The organism is Ruegeria sp. HKCCD7303 (assembly GCF_013111185.1).
Classification (GTDB): domain Bacteria; phylum Pseudomonadota; class Alphaproteobacteria; order Rhodobacterales; family Rhodobacteraceae; genus Ruegeria.
In genome coordinates this window covers 141,102-164,655 of the sequence record NZ_WVRE01000001.1, presented here as the reverse complement: position 1 = coordinate 164,655, position 23,554 = coordinate 141,102, and the positions used below count along the sequence as shown (strand labels likewise).

Sequence of the window (23,554 nt, the reverse complement as noted above, 5' to 3'; positions counted from 1 at the left end):
GCATTCAGCTTTCGGACTTCCTGGCGCTTTTGCCGACGGAATTCCCCAGAGCGATTGAGAAAAGCTGGCGGCAACGCGGTCTTAGTGCAACTCGCTCATTAGCCGTTGTTGCATCGCCGAGCCGATCATTTTCGGCCCATTTCGCATTTCTGCTGGTGTCCAGGCGATGTAACTGTTTCGATCGCCTAGACACGTTACTCGGGTTGTAACGAGCCGAATGCCTAAGCAACAACGCCCATCGGCCCGGTTGCACAAAGCCCGCCCTCAAGCTCAGCGTTACCGTTTACCCGCAACAATGCGATCCAAGATCAGCGCACAGAACAAGATTGCAAGGCCAGCAAGAATACCCTGTCCCGCCGCCGCGTATTGCAAGGCCTCCAATACGTCTTCGCCCAAGCCCTTTGCCCCGATCAGGGAAGCAACCACAACCATGGCAAGTGACATCAGAATGGTTTGGTTAACACCAGCCATGATCGTTTTGTGGGCCAGCGGCAAATCCACACGCCAAAGCAGGTAGCGAGGCGTTGCGCCAAACGCCAGCGCTGCTTCTCGAACAGTTTCTGGGACCTGCTGAAGACCCAGCACTGTAAAGCGAATAACCGGTGGGCTACCGAAGATCATAGTTGCAACAACGCCCGCGGGCTTGCCCGATCCGATGAAGGCCACAACTGGGATCAAGTAAACGAAGGATGGCATCGACTGCATGAAATCCAGAATGGGGCGAACGATGGCAAAGGCACGTGGGCGACGAGCGCAATAAATGCCCAATGGAATTCCCAGGGTAATCGAGATCAGCGCCGCCGCGCCCAGCAGGGCAATCGTGGTCATCGCTTTTTCCCAAAAATCCAACAGACCCAGATAGGCAAGCGCGGCACCGGTAAAGATGGCGACCCGGGGACCGGCTGACAGGTACGCCAGCATGATGATCACCAGCGCGACCACCGGCCAGGGGGTATCAACCAGTACAACCTCGATCCAATCCAGCAGGGTGCGCATCCCATAGGTCAGTCCATCGAAAAAGCCGCGCCCGGCGGTTTTGGTCCATTCGAACACCGCCTGCACCCCGTCGCCCACGTTCAAACGCCAGTCGCGATTGGTCGGGAAGGTCTTGAGCACAGCCAACGCGTCCGGCTGGGCAAATTTGATCATAGACAAAATCACAACCACAGCGGTCAGTGCCGTGGCAACAATCAAACGTGTACCAGACCAACCATGCGCCACGCTGGGATCAGAACGCCATCGTGCAAATTGCCCCTCCAATGTCCAGTTGGCTAACGACGCGGCAAGGAACTTGACGGCCAACAGAAGGACGATCCCGATAATCAAGTAAGTTATACCGGTCGAATTCGCCGTGCGCGCCGCCTCCTGCGCATTCGCAAGAGCCCCTTCAAGAGATTCCGATGCCCGTTTCAGGGAGTCCAGCGAGGCCGAGCCGGATTGTTCTGCCGCAGCAATCTGCTGGCGGCGCAGTTCCAGCGTCTGCTCGATCTGTTGCGCGCGCTCGCGGAAGTCCCGTCCGAGATCGCCAAAAAGTCCAAGCCCGATCTGGATAAATGCCAGCGTTTCCAGCACCAAGAACCCCAGAAACCACGACCAAAGGCCGCGTGCCCCGAACCAGATAGGACCCAGAATCGCTGCCGCTTTGTTCAGCGTGAAACGATAACCGGGGGCCTGCATCATATAGGCAAATGTCTTTTGGTAATAGGACTGCCCCTGCCCTACAAAATCGCCGATCAGAGCGTTCAGACGGTCGGCGGTTTCCGGTTGGATCTGTTGCACATCAACATGTTTCATATCGGTCCCCTTATGCCTGACTGTCCTGAATCGCGCGGATCAGACCCGCACGGTTGATTACGCCCACGGTCTTGCCATCCTGCGTTACGGCCACAACGCCGTGGCCGTCGACACATAGGTTCATCAGATCGGAAAGGTCCATGTCTGGATGCGCTTCTTTGGCGTCGCTGGGAATTTCGCCGTGATGCGCCTCGAACTCGTCCACAGGTTTCATCACCGCATGGGCGAAGATCATGTTGAGCTTGGAAATCCCCGCCACAAAGTCCGCTACATAGTCGTCAGCTGGGTTTAAGATAATCTCTTCTGGCGTGCCGATCTGAACGATGCGCCCGTCCTTCATAATCGCGATGCGGTGTCCGATGCGGATCGCTTCGTCAAGGTCATGAGTGATGAACATCGTGGTCTTGTTGAGCTTATGGCTGAGCTCCATGAACTGATCCTGCAACTGCTTTCGGATCAGCGGGTCAAGGGCCGAAAACGGTTCGTCCATCAACAGGATTTCCGGGTCTGCAGCGATGGCGCGGGCCAGACCCACGCGTTGCTGCATCCCGCCCGAAAGCTCGTGCGCGTATTTATCTTCCCAGCCGTTCAACTCGACCAGTTCGAGCACCCGGTCCGCCTCTTCCCAGCGACGGGCCTTGCCGGTGCCCCGGATTTCCAGCGGCATCGCCACATTGTCGCGGACAGTGCGGTGAGGCATTAGGCCAAAGTTCTGAAACACCATCGCGACGCGCCGGTTGCGCAGATCGCGCAGGCCCTCGTCATTCAAGCCCATCACGTCTTCGCCATCCAGATAGATATGGCCGTCGGTGGGTTCCAGCAGACGGTTCACGTGACGCACAAGGGTCGATTTGCCCGAACCCGACAGGCCCATGACACAGAACAGCTCACCCCGTTCGATCTCGAAACTGGCATCAGCCACGCCAACAACACAGTTGAAGCGCTCCAGCACCTCGGCCTTGCTCAGCCCCTCGCTGTGAATGGCGTTCAAAGCTTCCTGCGAGCGCGCGCCGAACACTTTCCACACGCCCTTTGCGTCGATTGCGATTTGCGCTGTCATATTGGCCTCACCGCTGTAGATTGTGTTGAATGGCGCCCCTGCAAAACAGGGGCGCACAGGCTTCAGTTGGTGGCCAGTCCCAACCAGCTGTCGACAGTATCGCCGTTTGCCGCGATCCATTCTGCCACGACCTCATCTGTGTCGCGACCCTTGACCACGACCTCATAGGTCAGAGCGCTCAGTTGCCCTGCATCCATGTCGATATTGGCAAGGAAAGATGCCGCTGCTGGGTTGCGCTCTTCCAGTGATTTTGAATGCGCCACGGTCACGGTTTTGACCGGCTCGCCCGTGCTGACATGGGATTTGTTATACCAGTCGGCATCTTGATCGGGCTGCACCATTTTATAGGTGGCCGCGTCATGTTCTGGCTCTTCCAAGATGGTCACATCGTAGAGCGCATGGACGTAGTGCGGCGCATAACAATAAAAGGCTGCACCTTTCTTCTGGTCAATCTGATCCTTCAGTCGCGAATAGAACACAGTTTCGTCTTCGGTGGTCGGCGTTAGGAAAGTCTCAATCCCGTAATCCCGAACCCGCACTTTAAAGGTGTTGGTCGAGGCCCATCCCGAAGCACCAACCCAAACCTCGCCCAAACCGTCGCCATCCGAGTCGAACAGTTCTTGCGCTGCGGGTGTGGCCAAATCGTAGATTGAGCGGATGTTGTGATCCTCAACCATGTAATTCGGCACGCAAATCCCGGCACGACCCTCATAGCTGCCCGAAGACAGTGCGACAGTGCCCTTTTGATCCACGTATTCGTCCGTGAATGAGGATTGGTTCGGCAGCCAGACATCCGGGTGAACGTCGATATCGCCACGTCCGCCATCCATGGCCGCAAAGATCACCGCGTTGGCACCGGGGGCATAGCCAGCCTCTCCTCCCAGACGAGTTTCGATCACCTGCCCGATCACCCGGCTCATGATTTTGGCGCCAGGCCAACTGGGCTCACCCACCATGACCTTTTCCTGCGCCATCGCAGTTGTTGCACCCAGCGCCAGCGCCAAGGTTGCGGTAAATGTCAGTTTCTTCATGTCTATTCTCCCTTTGCTGTGAGTTACTTACACCGTCAGGCGCGCGCCCGCTTTCGTTGCGGGTCTAAGAAAGGTGTGTCCGAGACAGTGGCGCGCAGTCGTTTCATCCGCCCGTCAAGCTGGCCAACATCCAATTGAGTGCCGTTGTCCGCGTGTTCAACGGAAAGCCGTGCCATCGCGATCGCGTGTTCCAACATCGGCGAACGTGTCGCTGAGGTGACCACGCCCACTTGTCGCTCGCCCGCATAGATGGGTGCACCGTGGGCGGGCACATCATCACAGCCGATCAACAGCCCCTTGAGCACTCGGCGTGGTTCGCGGGCATTGCGTTCCAGTGCGGCCTTGCCGGTGAATTCGGTTTTGGTCAGATCGACGGCAAAGCCCAAGCCTGCCTCGAACGCATCTACACCCGGTGCAAATTCTGCGTTGGCAGCAGCCAGCCCCGCCTCGATCCGAATGATATCCAACGCCGCAGAACCCATCGGGGTGATCCCGAATTCTTCGCCGGCGGCCATCACCGCATCCCAAATCGCGACCGCATCGGATTTGGTACAAAAAATCTCGTACCCCAATTCGCCGGTATAACCTGATCGCGACAGCATGAAAGGCGCGCCCTCACGGTCATTCAGACGCGCAATGGTGACACCAAACCATTTCAGATGATCCAGACTTGGCACATGCGGCTGTGTGAAGGCGATCTTGCGCAGCAGGTCGCGGGATTTCGGGCCTTGAATGGCGAGGTTCGGCATCGCACCACGCAGCGCATGAACCCGTACTTGCAATCCGCGTGAATCTGCCAGTTCCTGCAAAGCGCGCCCGCTTTCCTCCGATCCACAGCACCAGCGGAAAATTTCAGGCGCGAGGCGGAACAAGGTGCCATCGTCGATGACCGAACCGCTCTCGTCACACATCAGCGTGTAAGAGCCGCGCCAGACCGGCAGTTTCGCCACGTTGCGTGTCGTGGCCAATTGCATCAAAGCCTCGGCATCTGGGCCGACAATGTCGAATTTGCGCAGACCGCTCATGTCCTGCACAGTCACGGCCTCACGACAGGCCCAATATTCACCCAAGCTGCCATAAGCGGGGTAACTGACGGGTGCCCACAGATCACGCGCCGGGGCGAAATGCTGTGTCAGCGGGGATAGCCGCTCGTGAAAGGCGGATTCCTGACTGATCGACATGGGGGCGTCTTCCTTTTCGCGATAAGCAACCGCTCGGCGGATCGGTGTTTCAGGGCGGTATATACGCACGTGCACGTCCGTTGGGTTCCAGCCATTGATCGGATCGATATCATCAGGGCAGGCCGTCGAAACACAGACCAAGTCCTCAAGCGCCCGCAATGCAACATAGTCACCTGAGCGCGAGTAAGATTCTTCGGTCAGAATGTGATGTGTGACCGGATCAATCCACGTGTTCCAAAAGAAATTGATCGCAGGCCAAGCCGCCCGTCGCGCCACCCCATATGGCGCCAGCGCATTTGTCATGTTGTCCGAGCAATTGAGATGGCCGGGGAAGCCTCGCTCTTCATAGCCGCGTGCGGTGCAAGCCAACCCGAAGGTATCGTGCCGCCCACACGTGTCTTGAAGCACATTAAGCAACGGACGCATTTCACGGTCAAAAAACTTGTCCAGCAATCCCGGCCCCGGATAAGACCGCCGCACCATCGATCGGGTCGCGGTCGAGTCGATCATCCACTCGTGTCCACATTCCAACCCATCAGCTCGCAGCGCCATAAAATCAGAGCATTGCTGACCTTCGACATCAATGATCTGAACAAACTCCCCGGCCTGAAGCTCATAAGCAATCGCGCTGCCGCTCGGCACAGTGAATTCATCCCGTGTGTCCCCCAACAAAGGCGGCAACTGCGGCGTTTGGACTTTCGCAACTTTATGTAGAACCGTAATGCTTCCGGTCGCCCTGCCCTGGATCAGTTCGTCGATGTCGGAGACGTGAATCACCCAAAGCGTAATCGCGTGATCCGCTCGTAGAATCAGGCAATCCGACGTCTTGTCCAACCGGCAACAAGGAACCCGCTCGTCTCCGCCTCGAGCAGCGATCCAGCCTGCAAGTTGAGCGCTGTCAAATGCACCCCAGTTGACCGCCCCGTTCTCTGTCAGGTTTAGCGCCGCCAACATCGGTTGCCCATCATCAGCGAGGGCCACCACGTCCAAAGGCTGTGACGGCCCAAGCCCTTCTATCGAAAGCAAATCTCCTGGCTTCACAATCAGGCGGACAGCCTCGCGCGGGGCAAGTGTATATGTGCAAGCACCAGAGGCTTTTGGAAAACCCGGAAACAGGCGACCCGGGCCGTCGAGCCCTGCGTTGTTGAACGTATGTAATACAGTTGATCCCTGCATTTCGCCGAAGGAGTCCCGAAATGTAACTAGTTACAGAGGTTGATGAAACTAGTTACATATGTCAACTCTTTCTTAAGGAACCTGAAAAATGGACCGAAAAAACAGAAATGCAAAAAGCCTCGGAGCCTAAGAAACGCGCAAACCTCAGAGATGTGGCAAAGGCTGCGGGCGTGTCTGTTGCCACTGTGTCTCGCGTCTTGAATGAACCAGGCTTGGTTAAAAAGGACACATTAGAGAAAGTTCAGGCTGCCATTGCCACGCTGAAATTCGTTCCCAGCGCCGCGGCCCGAGCAATCAATTCCGGCCGAACCCGATTTGTCGGCGCTCTGATCCCCACGTTGGACAATGCGATCTTTGCCCGGTTTCTTGCGGCGCTTGAACGAAAACTGTCGGAGCACCAATTATCGTTGGTCGTGGCAACAACAGATTCGAATCCCGACACCGAGGCAGAGAAAGCAAAAAGTCTGATCGATATCGGAGCGGAAGGCTTAATTGTCACCGGAGCTACGCATTGCGCAGCTATGCACGACTTGCTCGAGCGTACTATGATTCCGACCATCATCACGTCTTTCTATGAGTCAGATAACGCCCTGCCAACGATCGGATACGACAACGCGGCCGCAGCGCAACTTGCATTGCATCACCTGGCCGAACTTGGGCACAAAGACATCGCTGTAGTTCACGGGCCAGTTCGCGACAACGACCGAACAAGAGCGCGCCTTGATGGCCTTAAGACCTATGTGTTTGACGGCAAGCTAACAACGTTTGAAACTCAGATCAGCCATCAGGGCGGGGCGAACGTTGCCGATCACATTTGCAGCTTACCTCGTCTGCCGGACGCCATCTTATGCCTTTCCGATGTTGTGGCATTAGGGGTATTGCTCGGCCTGCAAGCCAGCAAGATTTCAGTTCCAGAGCAGGTTTCGATGATTGGCATCGACGACCTACCAACCTCGGCTGTCACGGTACCACCTTTGACCAGCGTGCACCTGCCCGTGTCCCAGATGGGTGAACGTGCTGCAGATGGATTGGCGCAATGGATCACAACGCAACAAGCGCCTCATTCCGAAAAACTGCATGCCCGCCTCATCGTCAGGAACTCCACCCGGTCCCTGCTCTGACTAGCTTCAATGCCACTGTGCCATTCGGTCAGATCTAGCAGCCCTAAAAGCGGCGTCTTTTTGTTCAAGTTCTGTTCAATTCGCGAATTAAACGCCTGCGCGCCGATAGTCTAAAGGCAGCACCTTGCGACGCAGTTGTTTGGATAGCTCAACCCGGTGTGGAGACGGTCTGAGAACCAGGGGTTACGGTTTATAGAGAAGTCACTTCTTCTCTAGCCGCGGCGCATTTCAGCGCCAGTTTTCACGCAGGGTCAATACAGCACAAACGCTCTGTGAGTGCGTTGAGGGTATCAGCGTGCACGGCTCAACGTTTGATAGTTCTTGTTTCGCGAACAACGTTAACCGAACATGAACAATGTATTCTCAGTGTGTTCAACCAAGATTAGGCATAGTGACCATGTTGGATCGAACGAAGTGTGTTTCGTTTGGTTGAAATAAGGGGAACAGCATGAATAAGCCTGCCTTTATGACTGAAGACTGTGGCGCAACAGCTGCGATGCAGACTTCTGGCAAATACGCTGAAGAACGTCTGCAAACCAAGATGAAACCGAGCAATGGTCGCTTCCCTCCTATTGAAAATGCACTAACAGAAATCATAAAAAACAAGCGGCTATCCGAGGCTCATAGCGCCGTCTGAAGGCAAGTCAGCTGGCGCCCCCGAACAATTCTCGATATTCGTCCTAAAGATCAGAATTGTAATCGAAATCCCGCCCCATTTTGGGGCGGGATTATTTTTTGAAAGCCGCAATGATCGAAACGGCAGATCAATTTAATTTGGGCCAGCCGCGTTCACGTCGGTGATACGGCTGGCCCAGCTTCAATACGTCCGCGAGTGATCGATAGCGCGTGAAGCCTAATATTAAAGTCCCAGAAGCGATTTTACTTTTTCTTCGACCTCGTCAGTGACAGGCTTGTTGGCTGCAGCTTCAAGCGCTTCTCGCTCAGCCAAATCTTGCTCTTCAACACGCTCCGCCAGTTCTCCCAGGTCTTCGACGGCCTCGTTGTAGTCGATAGCAGCCTGTTTTTCGTCATTCAGATCTTTAGCCGCATCAACTGAGGTATCCAGGTCCGCTTGCGCCTCTTCCAGGTCTGCTTCTATGTCTGGGTCCATGCCACCGGCATCTTCCAACGCCTGCTCAAGCTCTTGAACCCTATCGCGATTGTCCTGAACTTCACCCAAAGCGGCCTCCAAATCATTCTCGATTTCCGACAACGTTCGCTCTGGCGGATCCAAATCTTCAAGTTCCTCCAGTTGTTCGGCCAAATCCTCACGCAAGGCCTCTCCGGCAAGTACAGTGTCCCGATAGGCGGCAATTCTGCCGACTCGGGAATTCGGAGCGGCATTTTCCAGCGCAGTCGGGCTTGCATGGGCCGCATTCAGTGCACCCAGCTCAGAGGGATGAGCTTCAAGCTCTTCTTCGACATGGTAACGTTTGGGGCGGGTGACCGGGCGTATGGACTCTTCCACACTCGTGGACCGATGAGCCGTCTTGGTGTTGTGCGTGCCGCTTGTTGTTACACGTTTTGGCGAAGACGCCGATTTGCGTTTGGTCCCTTTTCCAGTGAACAGGCCCTTCAGGGAAAACCCGCCACCCTTATTTTGTCCGGAGTGGGCAGATTGCGATTTTGATTTGCCACTACCAGATTTCCCGGCTCTGGTGCTGCCACGGTTTGAATCGGCTTTGTTCCCACGGCTGCTGTTTCCGGCCGCGCTGCGATCACCGCTATCTCCTTTCGCGCCGTTACCATTGCCGCCGCCGTTGCCACCACCATTCCCGTTGCCTTTTCCGCCACCGTTACCACCGCCATTTCCTTTGCCTTCCTTGGCATAGGCAAAATCAGGAGCTGCAACTGTGGCAACAACGGCCGTGGAGCCCAATAGGGCAATCGCAACTGTGGAAGCCTTAAGCAATCCGCGACTGGTGGTTTTCATGACAATCTCCTCAAGTCATGTGCGAACAGCTTACCAAGGCTGGCCGCCGCATTCTATTAGCTCGAACCGCAATCGAATCACTGATCGTTCTTGCCATTTGACTTGAATGCACTTGAACGCAGGGCTAACTGCTTGTTCATCATCGGTTCACGTCCACCCATGTAATCTGGTTCGAAACTGTTTGAGAGTCCGATGCAGACCAGAGCTATAATGTTGGTAGCGGCGTTACTAACCGCTTTATCCGCCGGGAAAGCGGCGGCTGACGCACGCGAACTCAAACAGACCGAGTTGCGCAAGGCGACGTTGTCAGGAAACGCGATCCGACTGAAGCGTGTCATCAAGGGTGTGGAAAGTGCATTCGGCGGAACGCCAGTTGACGCGCGAGCGTTCAAATCAGGCGACATATACTACCGCATTCTGGTGAAGAAACCGGGCGGAAAGATCGTAAGTGTAATCGTTAATGCCAGGACCGGCACGGTGGTCTCGAACCGCTCGAGTGTTGGCCAACAGATCTCCGAGGCCGCGCGCTCCAGTTCGACCAGAACAAAAAGCAGCCAGAGCGCTTCGACCACCCGTGGAAACAGCGAAAACCGTGGTAACGGTGGCGGCAATGGCGGCGGCAACGGTGGCGGCGGCAATGGCGGCGGCAACGGTGGCGGCGGCAACGGTGGCGGCAATGGCGGCGGCAACGGTGGCGGCAATGGCGGCGGCAACGGTGGCGGCAATGGCGGCGGCAGAAAATAGTGTGATTTCGATATCAGATTGGCTGTAGTCTCTGGTTATGCGAATCCTTCTTGCTGAAGATGAACCTCAGCTTTGCGAGCAAATCAAAAAGCTATTAGTGGCGGAAAGCCACGTTGTGGATGTAGCCCATAATGGCTCCGACGCCCTGCATCTGGGAGCGACTGAACCCTACGACATGATCATACTGGATATTGGCCTGCCAGAGCGTGACGGTATCTCGGTACTCCGCGAATGGCGCAGCGCAGGCGTTACGACTCCTGTATTGATCCTGACTGCCCGAGATGGCTGGAGCGAACGCGTCGACGGCTTGGACGCAGGCGCGGATGATTACATGACCAAGCCCTTTCACATGCCGGAATTGGCCGCACGGGTTCGAGCAATCCTGCGGCGGCAAAGTGGCCAGTTGAACCCGGTGATCGAAATGGGCGATGTGTCTCTGGATACGCGGAACGGCAGGGTCAGTATCGGGGGCATACCTGTCGATTTGACCGCGCAGGAAATCGCGGTTCTGACCTATCTGGCGCATAACATCGGTCGTATGGTGTCGCGCACCGAATTGTCCGAACACATCTACGAATATGACGGGGACAGGGATTCCAACACAATCGCAGTGTTCGTCACCCGCCTACGCAAGAAACTGAGGCCAGATCTGATCACAACTGTCCGAGGGCGTGGCTACATGATTGATACGGCCTGATGCTATCGCTTCGTCAACGTGCGTTGCTAGGTGGCCTTGCATCCGGCGCGTTGTCCGTGGGTGTTGGTACCCTGGTTGTTTTCTCATACATCAACACGCGCGTTCTGGATCAGTTTGACGGTGCGTTGCGAGACCGGCATACCCAGCTTGTCGTTGGTCTCAGCGCCACTACGGATGACCCCGAATCTTTGCGCGAATTGATATTCGACCCGGCTTATAGCACCCCGTATTCTGGCAGATATTGGCAAGTGACAGACGGCGACGGAGCCGCTTTCACCTCAGCCTCGCTTTTCGACGAAACGATTGCAGAGCCTTCACAGACCAGCGACGAGGCAACAGTTTGGAATACCACGGGCCCGGACAATGAGGGCGTTCGCAGCGTCTATCAGAAGATCACATTCGAAGACGGAACAGAATGGGGCGTAACCGTCGCCGAAAGCAGGCAGGTACTCATCAATGAACGCAAAGATGCGCAAAGCAACTTGCTTCCGGTTTTTGGGTTGGTCGGCTTGATCGGAGTGGCCAGTTCCCTTTTGCTGATGTCGGCCATCGTCGGCCCCCTCAGAAAGCTGCGCGCGGATGTGGCCCATCGCTGGGACGAGGGCGACGACCTGACCCCCGAAGATTATCCGGAAGAGGTTTCGCCGCTGGTAGAAGACCTGAATCAATTGCTGCACAGAAACCGAGAGATTGTCTCCAGTTCCCGACGGCAGGCGGCGGATCTTGCGCATGCGCTCAAGACACCCACGGCCATTCTGCGCAACGAGCTGACGGACTTATCTCAAAGCGGTGCACAAACCGAACCCGCAGAAGAGGCACTCAGCAGAATTGACGCTCAGCTTAGCCGGTCGCTTGCACGCATGCGCGCAGCAAATACCGGAGAGTTGACGCATTCCCGAACAGATCTTTCAAACTCGGTCGAACGCTTGTGCAGGTTGTTTTCATCCATGGCAGAGCGGGAGGGAAAAACGCTCATTTCGGAGTGCGAGGCTGGACTTCGTGTACGAATGGATCCCCAGGACATTGAAGAAGTGATCGGAAATCTTCTCGACAATGCCCTCAAGTGGTGTCGCACAACCTTTCAAATCTCTGCACAGCGGACCGAAAATGGCATCGAAATTCGCGTCGAGGACGATGGACCCGGAATTCCAGAAGACGCCCGACCAGAGGCCATTCGCTCCGGTAGCCGGCTGGATACTTCTGTGGGCGGAACCGGTTTGGGCCTGGCGATTTCCGTCGATTTGCTGAACGCTTATGATGGACATCTGGAATTGGGGGCTTCTGAAAGCCTTGGTGGTTTGTCCTGCAGAGTTCTGATCCGCGCTTGAAATGCCGTATGCCCAGGCCATGGGAGTACTGAACATTCACCATTCTCCGCGGCATGCGCCGGGTTTGTGAGTGTTGGAAACTGGTTTTGCTAATGGCTCTGCCACGAAGGAGAGCAGAACACGCATTATCAGATGACACTCTGGGAGTTGGAAATATTGGTTTTACAACCAGAACCTACCGGAAACCAACCATTGCCGAATACACAACACGACTTCGTTCAATAATATCAAACGAACCCTCAAATCGTTTGGAATCCAGTCAATTTTCACACCAAAGCGATTGACCCATGCGTTTCGGATAACGTCCGACCCCTGATTATTCCGCAAGGAAAATGACGTATTTGCGTTGACTAAAAGACCGCAACCGGACCCGTTGTTCCTCTGACGATGCGCTCTAATTCGCAGCAGATTCTAAAAGGCTCAGGATCATCTGAGGTAATGTAATCGGTAAACCTCTCACCAGCGAGTTTTCCAATGGTTTCTGCTGGGATGCGAATGGTGGTGAGCCCAGGTTCAACATCCGCAGATCCTTTGAAGTCTCCTATGCCGATGATGGATAGGTCGTCGGGAACCTTCAAGCCAAGACTTTGGGCTGCAAACAATCCACCCTGCGCAATAACGTCATTTCCGCAAAGCAGCGCCGTCGGGCGAGCATGTTCAGTTAAAAGAGACATGGCGGCCTGCTTAGCCTGAGAAACACTGTAGGGAGCTTCAGACTCATGTTCGCTGGGAACGGAAATACCTTTTTCGTTAAGCGCTTCGCGGACGGCAGAAAGCCGATTTTGAGCCCGATCGTTGCCTGTGGTTTTCGGAAAGATCAACCCAATGTGACGGTGGCCCAAGGCCAATAGGTGCTCGGCTGCAAGGTGCCCTGCCAATCGATTGTCAGCCCCAACACAGGGCAGCGGACAGTCCTCCGAGTAGTTCCATATGGCTAGCGCTGGTGTTTTCTGCTGCTCGATCAGCCGGGTCGTAGCGTCGGAATGCTCCAATCCTACCAGCGCTACTCCGTCCACGCGATGCTCTAAAAACTTGCGGACCATCGCGTATTCACGATCGAGGTCATAACTATGGGACGCCAATAGCAAGCTGAACCCGGCTCTATCGATGGTCTCCGAAAAGGCCTGAATGACTTCGGCAAAAATGGCGTGGTTAATCGTCGGGACAACAAGACCGATTGTACCGGATCGTTTGCCATGCATCGTCTGCGCCGCCCGGTTTCGAATATACCCCAGCTTCTGCACTGCTCGGTTGATCTTTTTCCGAGTCGCGGGACTGACCAAATTCGGGTGATTGAAGGTGCGTGACACCGTGGACGGTGACACTTTTGCAGCCTTTGCAACCGCCACTATATCCACCTTACCCTTTTGATAATTATCCATTATCTTCTTCCGATTGGTCGAATTTATGAAAACATTTGCAATACTATTTTCATCGCCTAACCTGATTTGTCAACAAAAGGTAAAGTTTGGCCCAACGGGTTGGGAGGCCCTGAATGGAGTTCATATATTATTTCGGAGAAGTGTTCACGCCGCTGTCGTTTTTGCTGCTTTTGGGCGGCACGATCGGAGGGCTGATCCTGGGCGCGACGCCCGGCTTGTCACCCACAATGGCGGTCGCATTGCTGATTCCGTTCACCTTCCAACTTGAAGCGGCGCAGGGGTTGATCCTCCTGGGTGCTGCCTACACCTCAACTGTAGCAGGTGGTGCGGTCAGTGCAATTTTGCTCAAGATCCCTGGTGCACCAGCCAATATTGCGACAACTTTGGACGGGCACACCATGGCCAAGCAAGGTCAGGGAGCACGGGCATTGCAGCTGTCATTCCTCGCCTCGGCCGTGGGCGGCGTCTTTGGTGTTCTGCTGTTGATCTTCTTGACCCCGGTTCTAGCAAAATGGGCCTTGGCCTTCGGCCCCTCGCACCTGTTCTGGCTGGCCATTTTGGGTGTGACAGTGATCGGGACGTTGGATTCCCCCTCGGTGGTCAAAGGTTTGCTGTCAGGCTGTATCGGGTTGTGGCTGGCTACCATTGGATTTGACGACATCATGGGAGCACAGCGCTTTATCTTTCACCCCGCTTTGGGCGGAGGCATCAATATCATTGCCGCGCTGATTGGCCTGTTTGCGATCCCTCAGGTATTGACGATGTTTGCGAAGGGTCGCCACAACAAGGGTGCCGAAGTCATCGAGGTTCAGCGCCATTCGATCCTGGCCGCGATTCGAGAACTGACCAGCCGAACCCGTGCACTTGGCATCGGCACATTGACCGGTTCGATCATCGGCCTGATACCCGGTGTTGGCGGACAAATCGCTGGGTTGGTCGCCTATGATCAAACAAAGAAGTTTTCAGCTGAAAAAGACAAGTTTGGCACAGGGCATTCCGAGGGTGTGATCGCTGCGGAATCCGCCAATAACGCGATGGTCGGCCCGTCTCTGGTGCCGCTGCTGACCTTGTCGATCCCGGGCAGTCCAACCGCTGCGGTTTTGCTGGGTGGGTTGCTGATCCACGGGATTTTTCCAGGCTCGGACCTGTTCGACAATCACCCGGACGTAGCGTGGACTTTCATCAACTCGATGCTGATCGGACAAGTCCTAATGTGCATTTTTGGTCTCTATGTTGCCGGTCTGGCCGCACGTGTCGCGCAGGTACCGCAATCGGTCATGGCGGCCATCGTTCTGGCGCTATCGGTCTTCGGCGCCTATTCGGTTCAGGGCTCAATGGGTGATGTCTATGTCATGGCCTGTCTTGGCATTAGCATGTTTTTCTTGGAACGTTTTGGCTTTTCTGCCGCTCCTCTTGTTCTGGGTCTGATCCTGGGACCCATCGCCGAGGCCAACTTCATTCAAGGCGGGATGATCGCCGACGCGACGGTGGGCAAAGCTTCGTATTTCCTGACCGGTGGATTGAACCTGCTGCTGATCGCGGTGGTGCTGGCTTCAGTAGCTTACTCGGTTTGGATGGAACTGCTCCATCGTCGCTACACCACCAAAGAGGAGGCGCAGGCATGAACCGTTCGCAGCATATAATTGGGTCTGGTGTGGTCTTTGCAGTAGGTCTTTGGGTGACCTGGGTCAGCTATACACAGCAACCCGCCGAAGCGTTCTTGTTTCCACGTCTTATCGCATCGGTCTTTGTGGTTCTGGCTGGCTGGACTTTTGGTAAGGCAGTCATGGGACTGTCCAAGGTCGGAAACGGCATGACACGGACGATGTTTATTAACATGATGCCGGGGCTGATCGTGACGCTGATCTACGTCTTTTGGGCGGCCAAGTCATTGGGCTTTTACACAGCGACCGCAATCACGTTTTTTGCTCTACTGTCGATCTACGATCCAGCCTCACATTCCGAAGCCAAAACCTGGGTCAAACGCGGCGTCATCACAGCGATCTTTGTGACCGTGATGTACGGCCTCTTTGCCATGCTTCTGAACGTCTACACACCAAGGGAAATTCTGTTCTGACCGCACGAGAGATGCGGGTGGACTAAAACAAGGAGGAAATGCAAATGAAACGAATGATTGCAGGGATAGCCTTGGCTCTTATGAGCCTGACGGGCCCGGTGGTGGCCGAGGAATTCCCCGAGCGACCGATCATGATGATGGTTAGCTATGGCGCAGGTGGCGCTACAGATTTTCAGGCGCGGATTGTCACAATGACGTCCGGAAACGAGGACGCGTTGGGGATGCCCATCGCCATCATCAACAAGCCCGGCGCAGGTGGACGCGTGGGCTGGAACTGGTTTGCGACGCAAGCTGAGGCTGATGGCTATACGTTGGCGGCCTATAACGTACCACATTTTATCGCACAGTCGATCAAGGGCGGTGTTGAGTACTCAACCGACAGCTTCGAACCCATCGCAAACTGGGGTGCCGACCCGGCAGTGTTTGTGGTTGGGGCAGACAGTCAATTCAATTCGATGGAAGATGTCGTCGCCTATGCCAAGGAAAACCCTGGCAAGTTGACTGTTTCCGGTGCAGGCCTTTTCGTGGGCCACCACATCGCAGCCTTGCAGATTGATAAGGCTGCGGGAACCAAGATGGCCTACATCCCAACCAAAGGCGGCGGGGCCGCAGCCATGAAAGCAGTGATTGCAGGTGAAGTCATGGGAGGCATCAACAACCTGTCGGATGCGTTCAGGGCACAAGAGGCGGGCAACGTCAAAATCCTTGGTGTCGCTGATCTTGAACGCAGTTCATTCCTGCCGGACATTCCGACAATGATGGAGCAAGGGCTGGACGTCGACAATTCATCGGTCAACTTCCGGGGTGTGATGGTGCCCAAGGGGACACCGCAAGACGTCATCGACAAACTTGCAGCAACGGTCCCAGAAATGTTCGCCAACGACCGTGTGACCAAAAAGATGAAAGCCGGTGGATCACCGATGCACATCATGACGCGCGATGAAGTGAAAGAGATGTGGGCGCAACGCCAGCAAACTCTGAACGAATTGCTGGCTGGTCTGTGATCTGAACAACATTTGCGGGGCGGAACCGGTCCGCCCCGAATAAACAATTGAGGACCAAGATGAACGCTCGGGACGGGATTTACCCAGAAATCGCTGAAGTGGATCGTATCGTGACGCGCGCACGAACGGCTCAGGCAGTTTACGAAAAAAAAGGCTGTCAGGCTCTTTATGACAAAGCAGCGTTGGCGGCTGGTTGGGCAATTATGGAACCTACCCGCAATCGGGCGCTTGCTGAGATCGCGGTGGAAACAACCGGTCTGGGCAATGTGCCCGACAAGATCACAAAAAACCACCGCAAGACATTGGGCCTGCTACGAGATATAGCCAAGGTGAAAACCTACGGTGTCATCAATGACGATCCGGCGACCGGTATGACCGAAATCGCTCGTCCCATCGGCGTAATAGGCGCAGTCGTGCCGTCGACCAACCCTGCTGCGACGCCCGCCAACAACATCATAAACGCACTTAAAGGCGGCAACTCCATCGTGGTGGCGCCATCGCCTAAAGGCGTGGCGTCTTGCGAGATGCTGATTGGTTACATCCACGCTGAATTCGACAAGCTGGGCTTGGATCGTAACTTGGTTCAAATGATTCCTGCTCCGGGTTCAAAGGCCAAAACCCAGCGACTGATGGAATCTGTTGATCGGGTGATATGCACCGGTAGTCAAAACAACGTTCATCGCGCGCAGTCCTGTGGCACGCCAGCTGTCGCAGTTGGTGCTGGCAATGTGACTGTGATTGTGGATGAAAGTGCAGACTTGCAAGCAGCTGCAGCCAAGATCACGGCCTCGAAATGTTTCGACAACGCGACGTCCTGCTCATCTGAAAATGCTCTGGTCGTGGTGGATGCGATCTATGACGCGTTCGTGGCCGCAATGGCCGCTGAAGGCGGTGCCTTAGTGCCTCATTCCGAAGCAAGTGGCATCATCGCCCGGCTTTGGCCCGATGGTCATCTCAACCGTTCAGCCATAGCGCAAGATGCGGATAAAATGCTCGAAGCTTTGGGAATGGCAGGAAAAGTGCCCGAAGGGACCAAGTTTTTGGCTGTAGAAACCGATGGCATAGGACCCGATCATCCATTGTCCGGCGAAAAACTCAGCCGAGTTTTGGCGCTGTACCGCGCGGCTGATTTTGAAGAGGCCAAGGTTATTGCCACACGTATTCTAGAACATCAGGGGGCCGGGCATTCCGTCGGCATTCACACCAAGCACGACATACGCGCCGTTGGATTGGGACGTGACTTGCCCACCTGTCGGGTCATTGTGAATCAGGCGCATACCTTCGCAACTGGAGGCAGTTTTTCAAATGGCTTGCCGTTTTCACTCTCAATGGGTTGCGGCAGCTGGGGCGGCAATGCCATCGACACCAACCTGCACTGGAGACATTTCGTCCAGACCACTAAGATCGTACGAGAAACACCCCCGCTTGAGCCCGGACTAGAGGAAATTTTCAGCGACTACTGGTCGGAGGTCGGCCAATGATGGAACCACCCAAGGGAACCGTCCGTGATTGGTTGGACCTAAGAGCAAGCCAGGGGGGAACTGGTTTTGTTTTCCCGGACGGGGCACCTGATCTTAGCTGGAGTGAACTGCGCGAAACGGCCCAACGTATTGCTGTCATGCTAACGGGAATGGGTGTGGCAAAAGGCGAGAGCATTGCGATCCTCTATCCCAATTGCCGCGAAGCGCTTGAGGTCTTGTTCGGTGTTCTCTACGGAGGATTCCGCGCAACGATGATTAACCTTGTCGCCGGTGACAGCGCCATCGCTTATGCACTGGAGCACAGTGGCTCACGCTATGGCTTTGTGCACTCCAGCCAAACGGAATTGTTCGAACGAACAGCCGATCCCAACAGAATTACCCGGTTGCAGGTTACAGATGCCGCCGATCCCAAAGTCGAGCTTCACAGCGTTTCGCCCGACAGCCATGCGCTGTTAATGTACACGTCAGGAACCACCGGGCGCCCCAAAGGTGTAGTTCACACACATTCCAGCCTACTGGCAGGCGGCTGGACGACGGCGGTCGCTCATGAGTTGTCCGAGGTCGATCGCGGATTTTGCGTATTGCCGATCTACCATATCAACGGGCTCTGTGTGACCGTCATGGGAACGCTTGTTTCAGGTGGTTCGTTGGCCATGTCCGAACGGTTTTCGGCCAGTCGGTTCTGGGACAGTCTGAGCAAGTCTCAAGCGACCTGGTTTTCAGTTGTACCTACCATCATTTCTCACTTGTTGCACTCAGACACTAAGCCGGATGCGTGCACTCGTCAGCGCGTGCGTTTTGGTCGTTCCGCATCTTCGGCTTTGGCACCAGATGTACAGCGGGCCTTTGAAGACCGTTTCGAAATCGCGATTGTGGAAACGATGGGATTGACTGAAACCGCTGCTCAAATTTTGTCCAACCCCTTGCCACCCGGTGTGCGTAAGATTGGTTCACCAGGTATCCCCTATGGAAACGAGGCCGCCATTTTTGATGCGAACATGCAGCCCGTTCCGCGTGGGATAGAGGGCGAACTGGTCATTCGCGGGCCAAATGTGATGCTGGAATACCTCAACGACTGCGACGCAACCGCAGGCACGTTCAGTTCTGACGGATGGTTAAGAACAGGTGATCTCGCACGGATGGATGACGACGGATATGTTTTTGTCACTGGTCGACTGAAAGAACTGATCATCAAAGGTGGTGAAAATATTGCGCCGCGTGAGATAGACGAAGCGCTCTATTCTCATCCCGATGTCGTCGAGGCCGCAGCGTTTGCCCGACCCTGTGACAGCTACGGGGAAACTGTCGAGGCAGCCGTGAAAATTCGCGAAGGTTCTCAGCTAACACCGCTGGGTTTGTTACAACTATGCGAAGTCCGATTGGGCCGATTCAAGTCACCCGACGCAGTTCACATCTTGTCTGACCTTCCAAAGGGGCCATCTGGGAAAATCCAGAGAAACCGAATCCTCGAAATCGTTGACGAGGAGGCATGACTTTGGGATGTGACTGCCCTTGCCTTCAGTTCGATTGAATGCCCAACAGCCGTTTTTTTAAGGAACGCCACAGCAAAGCAAGCCTAGCTTGCGCGGCACGACAAAATTGAGAAACCTGACGCCGAAAGCACAAGATCCATTCGTCACATCAGACACCTATCAAAACACCGTACATGTCTAAGGGTCGAGTCAAACAGCAGTGATGTCACACGGACTTAAGTAGTAAGTGATAATATTGGGGCTGACCGCCTTGTCACGGTCAGTCTCTGCCGTCACGCTCCGCCCCTGAAGCATTGCTTCAATGTGTTTCTACCGGTTCCTCACGGATCACCGGACTTCCCCAAACTTCTCGCATTGTGAAGCATTGAAAAAGTGTGGCACCTCGTCTCGAATCATCCTGAAATGGCCTAACGTAAGACCATACGGACGACCCGTTCAACGAAGTGCCACCGGGGGAGAACACCCTATAGTTGGCTCGGCACCACAAGGACTGGAATAGTGGATCTGCGCAACACCCTTTTCACAACAGTGCCTAGGAATGTATGTGACGTGCCATGCTCGTGCGACCCCATCACGACCAAGTCGCAATTCAGGTCTCTGGCGCGTTTCAGAATCGATTCCGCAGGATGCCCATCGATCAATTCCACTGAAGTCACGGCAGAGTAGTTCTCTTGATCTTCAGGGGTCAGAGACTTCAGGAAATCATGCTGATTGTCCGTGAGCAGCGATTTAACCGCTGCATGCCGGTCCTTGATGGCCTGCTTGCGGGACTTATCGTCCTGGATGAACATCCTCATGGTGACGATGGCATCCTGCGACAACGGTTCGGTAACATGCAGCACATGGGCTTTGGCCCCATGTGCTATTGCAATGCTCAATGCGTGCCGAAGCGCGTTGTCTGCGTTTTCCGAAAGGTCCGTCGCAACCAGAATGTTCTGTATTTTGGGTAACATTGTCTTCTTCCTCCGTTTCGCGGATCAGTACCCAAAGAACCTTGGGAGCCACAACGCTATTTCAGGCACAAACGCGATGATGAAGATCGCCACAGTGTTGATGAAGGCAAACGGTAGAGCCGCCACTGAAATGCGTTCGATCGAGATATTGGAAATACCTGACGCGATAAACAGGTTCTCACCCAAAGGCGGCGTCTGGAAACCGATGCCCAGCGTACAGACCATGACTACACCAAAGTGAATCGGATCGATCCCCATACTGTAGGCCACTGGTAGCATCACCGGAACCAGGATCAGAATGGTTGCCAATGTCTCCATGAACATGCCGACGAACAGCAGAAACAGGATCACCAACGTCCAGATGATGTAGATGTTGTCGGTGATCGACAGCATCCCGTCTGCAATGATGGCAGGGATCTGATTTTCAACCAGCAAGCGGCCAAACACCGTCGCCGTGAACATGATCAGCAGCACGCGGCCGGTCAGCCAGGTTGTCGTCTCCAGCGAGGTGAAAAGCTTTTCCCAGGTCAGTTCACGATAAATGAACGCACCCACGATCAGCGTATAGAAGATGGCTACGATCGCAGCTTCAGTCGGAGTGAAGAAACCCGAATAGATGCCGCCCAGAATGACCAGCGGAGCCATAAGCGCCCAGAAACCCCGATACAATTCGCACCAGATATGGCGGGCAGACCAACCTTCCGTGGTACCTTTGTAGCCGTGCTTTCGGGCCAAAATATAGTTCATGATCAGTAGGCTACCGGCAATCAGGAAAGCCGGGAGAAAGCCCGCGATAAACAGTTTCGGGATCGACACGGTTTGGAAAGTGCCATGTTCAGCCACCGCCTCGGGTGGGGGCGGCATGCCGAGGGCCGCGATGCCGAAGATGATCAGCGGAATCGATGGCGGGATCACGATGCCCAAACCACCGGATGAGGCCGTGATAGCCGACGCATAGTCTCGGCTGTAGTTACGCTGGATCATCGCAGGGATCATCAGCATGCCCACCGCCGCTGTTGTCGCAGGACCTGAGCCCGAGATTGCACCGAAGAACAGACAGGCAAAGACCGCTGCGGCAGACATGCCACCAGTGAACGGGCCAGCAAAACTTTCGGCTACGTTGATCAGCCTGCGGGACAGGCCCGACGCCTCCATCAATGCACCAGCCAGAATGAACGCGGGTAGCGCCATCAGCGGAAATGAGCCCACCGAAGTAAAGGCAATCTGCACGAACTTGATTGGGTTTTCATCCAGTACAAGGAAGGTAACCAGCGTAGAAACGCCCAACGCAACTGTAATCGGCGCGCCGATGAACAGCAGCAGAAGAAACCCGCCGAACAGGATATAGATGATTTCGGTGCCCATTACTTGCCCCCTTCTTCACCGAGCTCAGCGCGGACCTCGTCCAGATCAACCTTGTCCGGATCTTTTAGATCTTCGCCGAGAATGATTTTTTTGTAGTTCACCTGAATGATGCGAACGGTCATCAGGGCAAACGCGATGGGCAGAACGATGTAAACCCAACTAAGGTGAAACCCTAGCGTCTGTGACGACTGAAACTTGTTCATCCGGTTGAAGATGAAGTCCAGCGCCAGATAGACGAAATACAGGTTGAAGCAGATCCAGAACAGATCGGCGAACGCTTCGATATATTTGATCGCACGGTCCGGCAGGAATTTGAACTGAAACGTCACCCGGTTGTGGGCGCCCATCTTGGCCGCATAGCTCGCACCGAAAAACACGAACCAGACGAACATGTAGATAGACAGTTCTTCCACCCAGGAAAACGAGAAATTGAACACTGTTCGGACGACAACCTGTAGGAACAACAAGCAGACAAACGTCGCAAGCAGAAAGCGGCAAAGGTAGCTTTCTATGTTGTTGAGTATCCCTAAAAAGGTTTTCATATGCCCCTCCCTAGAAGTGAGAGAGCGCCACTCGGGCGCTCTCTTGTTTTTGTTTTATTTATTCGGAAACCGGGTCGCGACCGATTGCAGCCAGAACGGCGTTCAGCTTTTCAACGCCGCCGATGCTTTCATAGAACTTCGGCCAAACAGCTGTGGTTGCCAGCTCGATGAACTCGGCCTCGTCGTTTTCAGGGACGTGGATTTCCATGCCTTTTTCGACCAGCAGCTCTTTGATTTCAGCTTCCTTGTCGCGCAGGAACTGTGCGGAAGCCTGAGTCGCGGCTTTGCCTGCTTCCAGAACAATCTCTTGATCTTCGGCGGACAGACCTTGGAAGACCTGCTCGGACACGATCAGCGGCTCGATCGAGAAGATGTAACGGATTTCAGTTACATAGTCCTGAACTTCGTAGAACTTCATCGCGTTGATGGTGGTGTAGGGGTTGTCCTGACCGTCAACAACTTTGGTCTGCAGACCTGCGAAGGTTTCCGACCATGCCATCGGAGTCGGGCTGATGCCCCACGCCTTGTAGGTGTCGATCATGATCTCGTTCTTGGGAACGCGGATGACCAGACCTTCAAGGTCAGCAACCGACTTCACAGGTTTCTTCGAGTTCGTCAGAACGCGGAAGCCTGTGTAGGTCCATGCGATGATGCGAACGCCAGCGTCGTTGATGGTGTTCTCGGTCAGTTCCTGGCCAATCGGACCTTGGGTCAGCGTTTCCGCGTCTTCCAGGCTGAGAATCACGTAAGGCAGCGTGAATACGCCAACCGTCGGCGAGAACGGAGTGACGTTGTTGATCGCCAGCAGCGACATGTCCAACGTGCCGATTGCTGCTTCGTTGACGGTGTCCTGCTCTGAGCCGAGCTGACCATTCAGGAACAGTGTCGCGGTGTGCTTGCCGCCTGACAGTTCTTCAAGTTTCTCCTTGAATGCAAGGCCTGTTGCTTCCTGGCTGGAACCGCCGCTGTCACCGACAGCAATCTTAAAGTTCTTGGCGCTTGCCGGTGCGGCCAATGCCAATGCGCCGAGCGACGCAGCCGCCGCAAATGTTTTGATACTTTTGAGCAGAGTCATAAAACCTCCTCCTGTTCGTTGGTTTTGGAAAGTGTTCCGACATGAACAATTGCCCACCAGACCCACTTCGCACGAACACTAGGTTGTTTGGGTTGTGCAATTAATATAAAGTAGTCG

Annotated in this window: 20 protein-coding genes; 10 read left to right on the top strand and 10 right to left on the bottom strand. The window is 54.9% G+C overall.

Annotated features, from left to right (window positions below; translation table 11 throughout):
- Window positions 1-276: 276 nt before the first annotated feature.
- The 4 genes from GS630_RS00720 to GS630_RS00705 all read right to left on the bottom strand — a co-directional run bounded on the left by GS630_RS00720 (window position 277) and on the right by GS630_RS00705 (window position 6,242).
- Window positions 277-1,794, bottom strand: coding sequence for a proline/glycine betaine ABC transporter permease (locus tag GS630_RS00720; RefSeq protein WP_171620813.1), 1,518 nt, complete (start codon window positions 1,792-1,794; stop codon window positions 277-279).
- A 10-nt stretch (window positions 1,795-1,804) separates the two neighbouring features.
- Window positions 1,805-2,854 (bottom strand): glycine betaine/L-proline ABC transporter ATP-binding protein, encoded by a 1,050-nt coding sequence (locus GS630_RS00715; protein ID WP_171620812.1) that lies wholly within the window; start codon window positions 2,852-2,854, stop codon window positions 1,805-1,807.
- A 62-nt stretch (window positions 2,855-2,916) separates the two neighbouring features.
- Window positions 2,917-3,885: a glycine betaine ABC transporter substrate-binding protein gene (locus GS630_RS00710; RefSeq protein WP_171176544.1), complete on the bottom strand. Its 969-nt coding sequence runs from the start codon at window positions 3,883-3,885 to the stop codon at window positions 2,917-2,919.
- A 35-nt stretch (window positions 3,886-3,920) separates the two neighbouring features.
- Complete coding sequence (locus tag GS630_RS00705) at window positions 3,921-6,242, bottom strand: DUF1989 domain-containing protein (RefSeq protein WP_171711811.1); 2,322 nt, start codon at window positions 6,240-6,242, stop codon at window positions 3,921-3,923.
- 107 nt (window positions 6,243-6,349) lie between these two features.
- On the opposite strand from GS630_RS00705, the gene GS630_RS00700 reads away from it, so the two are divergent.
- Together GS630_RS00700 and GS630_RS00695 are read left to right on the top strand one after the other, a co-directional pair.
- The gene (locus tag GS630_RS00700; protein ID WP_171176539.1) at window positions 6,350-7,363 is read left to right on the top strand and encodes a LacI family DNA-binding transcriptional regulator; all 1,014 of its coding nucleotides are present in this window, start codon (window positions 6,350-6,352) and stop codon (window positions 7,361-7,363) included.
- Between the two features lie 448 nt (window positions 7,364-7,811).
- A complete protein-coding gene (locus GS630_RS00695) occupies window positions 7,812-8,000 on the top strand; it encodes a hypothetical protein (protein ID WP_171176537.1) in 189 nt (62 codons plus the stop codon).
- A 222-nt stretch (window positions 8,001-8,222) separates the two neighbouring features.
- Here the strand turns inward: GS630_RS00695 and GS630_RS00690 are convergent, their stop codons facing one another.
- Window positions 8,223-9,296 (bottom strand): hypothetical protein, encoded by a 1,074-nt coding sequence (locus tag GS630_RS00690; protein WP_171176281.1) that lies wholly within the window; start codon window positions 9,294-9,296, stop codon window positions 8,223-8,225.
- A gap of 192 nt (window positions 9,297-9,488) precedes the next feature.
- Here GS630_RS00690 and GS630_RS00685 point away from each other — a divergent pair, with 192 nt between their 5' ends.
- The 3 genes from GS630_RS00685 to GS630_RS00675 are packed head-to-tail and all read left to right on the top strand — an operon-like array spanning window position 9,489 to window position 12,065.
- Window positions 9,489-10,040: a PepSY domain-containing protein gene (locus GS630_RS00685; RefSeq protein ID WP_171656687.1), complete on the top strand. Its 552-nt coding sequence runs from the start codon at window positions 9,489-9,491 to the stop codon at window positions 10,038-10,040.
- 37 nt (window positions 10,041-10,077) lie between these two features.
- Window positions 10,078-10,737 carry a response regulator transcription factor gene (locus tag GS630_RS00680; RefSeq protein ID WP_171176532.1) on the top strand — a complete coding sequence of 220 codons (660 nt, stop codon included), beginning with the start codon at window positions 10,078-10,080 and terminating at the stop codon, window positions 10,735-10,737.
- Entirely contained in the window at window positions 10,737-12,065 is a 1,329-nt protein-coding gene (locus GS630_RS00675; protein ID WP_171176530.1) for a HAMP domain-containing sensor histidine kinase, read from the top strand. The genes GS630_RS00680 and GS630_RS00675 overlap by 1 nt, the downstream gene beginning before the upstream one ends.
- Before the next feature lie 350 nt (window positions 12,066-12,415).
- Here the strand turns inward: GS630_RS00675 and GS630_RS00670 are convergent, their stop codons facing one another.
- A complete protein-coding gene (locus GS630_RS00670) occupies window positions 12,416-13,447 on the bottom strand; it encodes a LacI family DNA-binding transcriptional regulator (RefSeq protein WP_171176528.1) in 1,032 nt (343 codons plus the stop codon).
- 113 nt (window positions 13,448-13,560) lie between these two features.
- Here GS630_RS00670 and GS630_RS00665 point away from each other — a divergent pair, with 113 nt between their 5' ends.
- From GS630_RS00665 to GS630_RS00645, 5 genes are read left to right on the top strand one after another with little or no spacing between them, the layout of a single operon-like run.
- Window positions 13,561-15,072: a tripartite tricarboxylate transporter permease gene (locus GS630_RS00665; protein WP_171176526.1), complete on the top strand. Its 1,512-nt coding sequence runs from the start codon at window positions 13,561-13,563 to the stop codon at window positions 15,070-15,072.
- Window positions 15,069-15,524 carry a tripartite tricarboxylate transporter TctB family protein gene (locus GS630_RS00660; RefSeq protein WP_171620810.1) on the top strand — a complete coding sequence of 152 codons (456 nt, stop codon included), beginning with the start codon at window positions 15,069-15,071 and terminating at the stop codon, window positions 15,522-15,524. The genes GS630_RS00665 and GS630_RS00660 overlap by 4 nt, the downstream gene beginning before the upstream one ends.
- A 44-nt stretch (window positions 15,525-15,568) precedes the next feature.
- Complete coding sequence (locus GS630_RS00655; protein WP_171620809.1) at window positions 15,569-16,528, top strand: tripartite tricarboxylate transporter substrate binding protein; 960 nt, start codon at window positions 15,569-15,571, stop codon at window positions 16,526-16,528.
- 59 nt (window positions 16,529-16,587) lie between these two features.
- Entirely contained in the window at window positions 16,588-18,009 is a 1,422-nt protein-coding gene (locus GS630_RS00650; RefSeq protein WP_171620808.1) for an aldehyde dehydrogenase family protein, read from the top strand.
- Window positions 18,006-19,502 carry a class I adenylate-forming enzyme family protein gene (locus tag GS630_RS00645; RefSeq protein WP_171620807.1) on the top strand — a complete coding sequence of 499 codons (1,497 nt, stop codon included), beginning with the start codon at window positions 18,006-18,008 and terminating at the stop codon, window positions 19,500-19,502. Before GS630_RS00650 ends, GS630_RS00645 begins: the two co-directional genes overlap by 4 nt.
- Window positions 19,503-19,966: 464 nt before the next feature.
- Here GS630_RS00645 and GS630_RS00640 read toward each other — a convergent pair whose 3' ends face one another.
- From GS630_RS00640 to GS630_RS00625, 4 genes are read right to left on the bottom strand one after another with little or no spacing between them, the layout of a single operon-like run.
- Complete coding sequence (locus tag GS630_RS00640; RefSeq protein WP_171176515.1) at window positions 19,967-20,455, bottom strand: universal stress protein; 489 nt, start codon at window positions 20,453-20,455, stop codon at window positions 19,967-19,969.
- Window positions 20,456-20,479: 24 nt separating this feature from the next.
- Window positions 20,480-21,820: a TRAP transporter large permease gene (locus GS630_RS00635; protein ID WP_171176513.1), complete on the bottom strand. Its 1,341-nt coding sequence runs from the start codon at window positions 21,818-21,820 to the stop codon at window positions 20,480-20,482.
- Window positions 21,820-22,362: a TRAP transporter small permease gene (locus GS630_RS00630; RefSeq protein WP_171176511.1), complete on the bottom strand. Its 543-nt coding sequence runs from the start codon at window positions 22,360-22,362 to the stop codon at window positions 21,820-21,822. The genes GS630_RS00635 and GS630_RS00630 overlap by 1 nt, the downstream gene beginning before the upstream one ends.
- 58 nt (window positions 22,363-22,420) lie before the next feature.
- Complete coding sequence (locus tag GS630_RS00625; protein ID WP_171176509.1) at window positions 22,421-23,437, bottom strand: TRAP transporter substrate-binding protein; 1,017 nt, start codon at window positions 23,435-23,437, stop codon at window positions 22,421-22,423.
- Window positions 23,438-23,554: the final 117 nt, after the last annotated feature.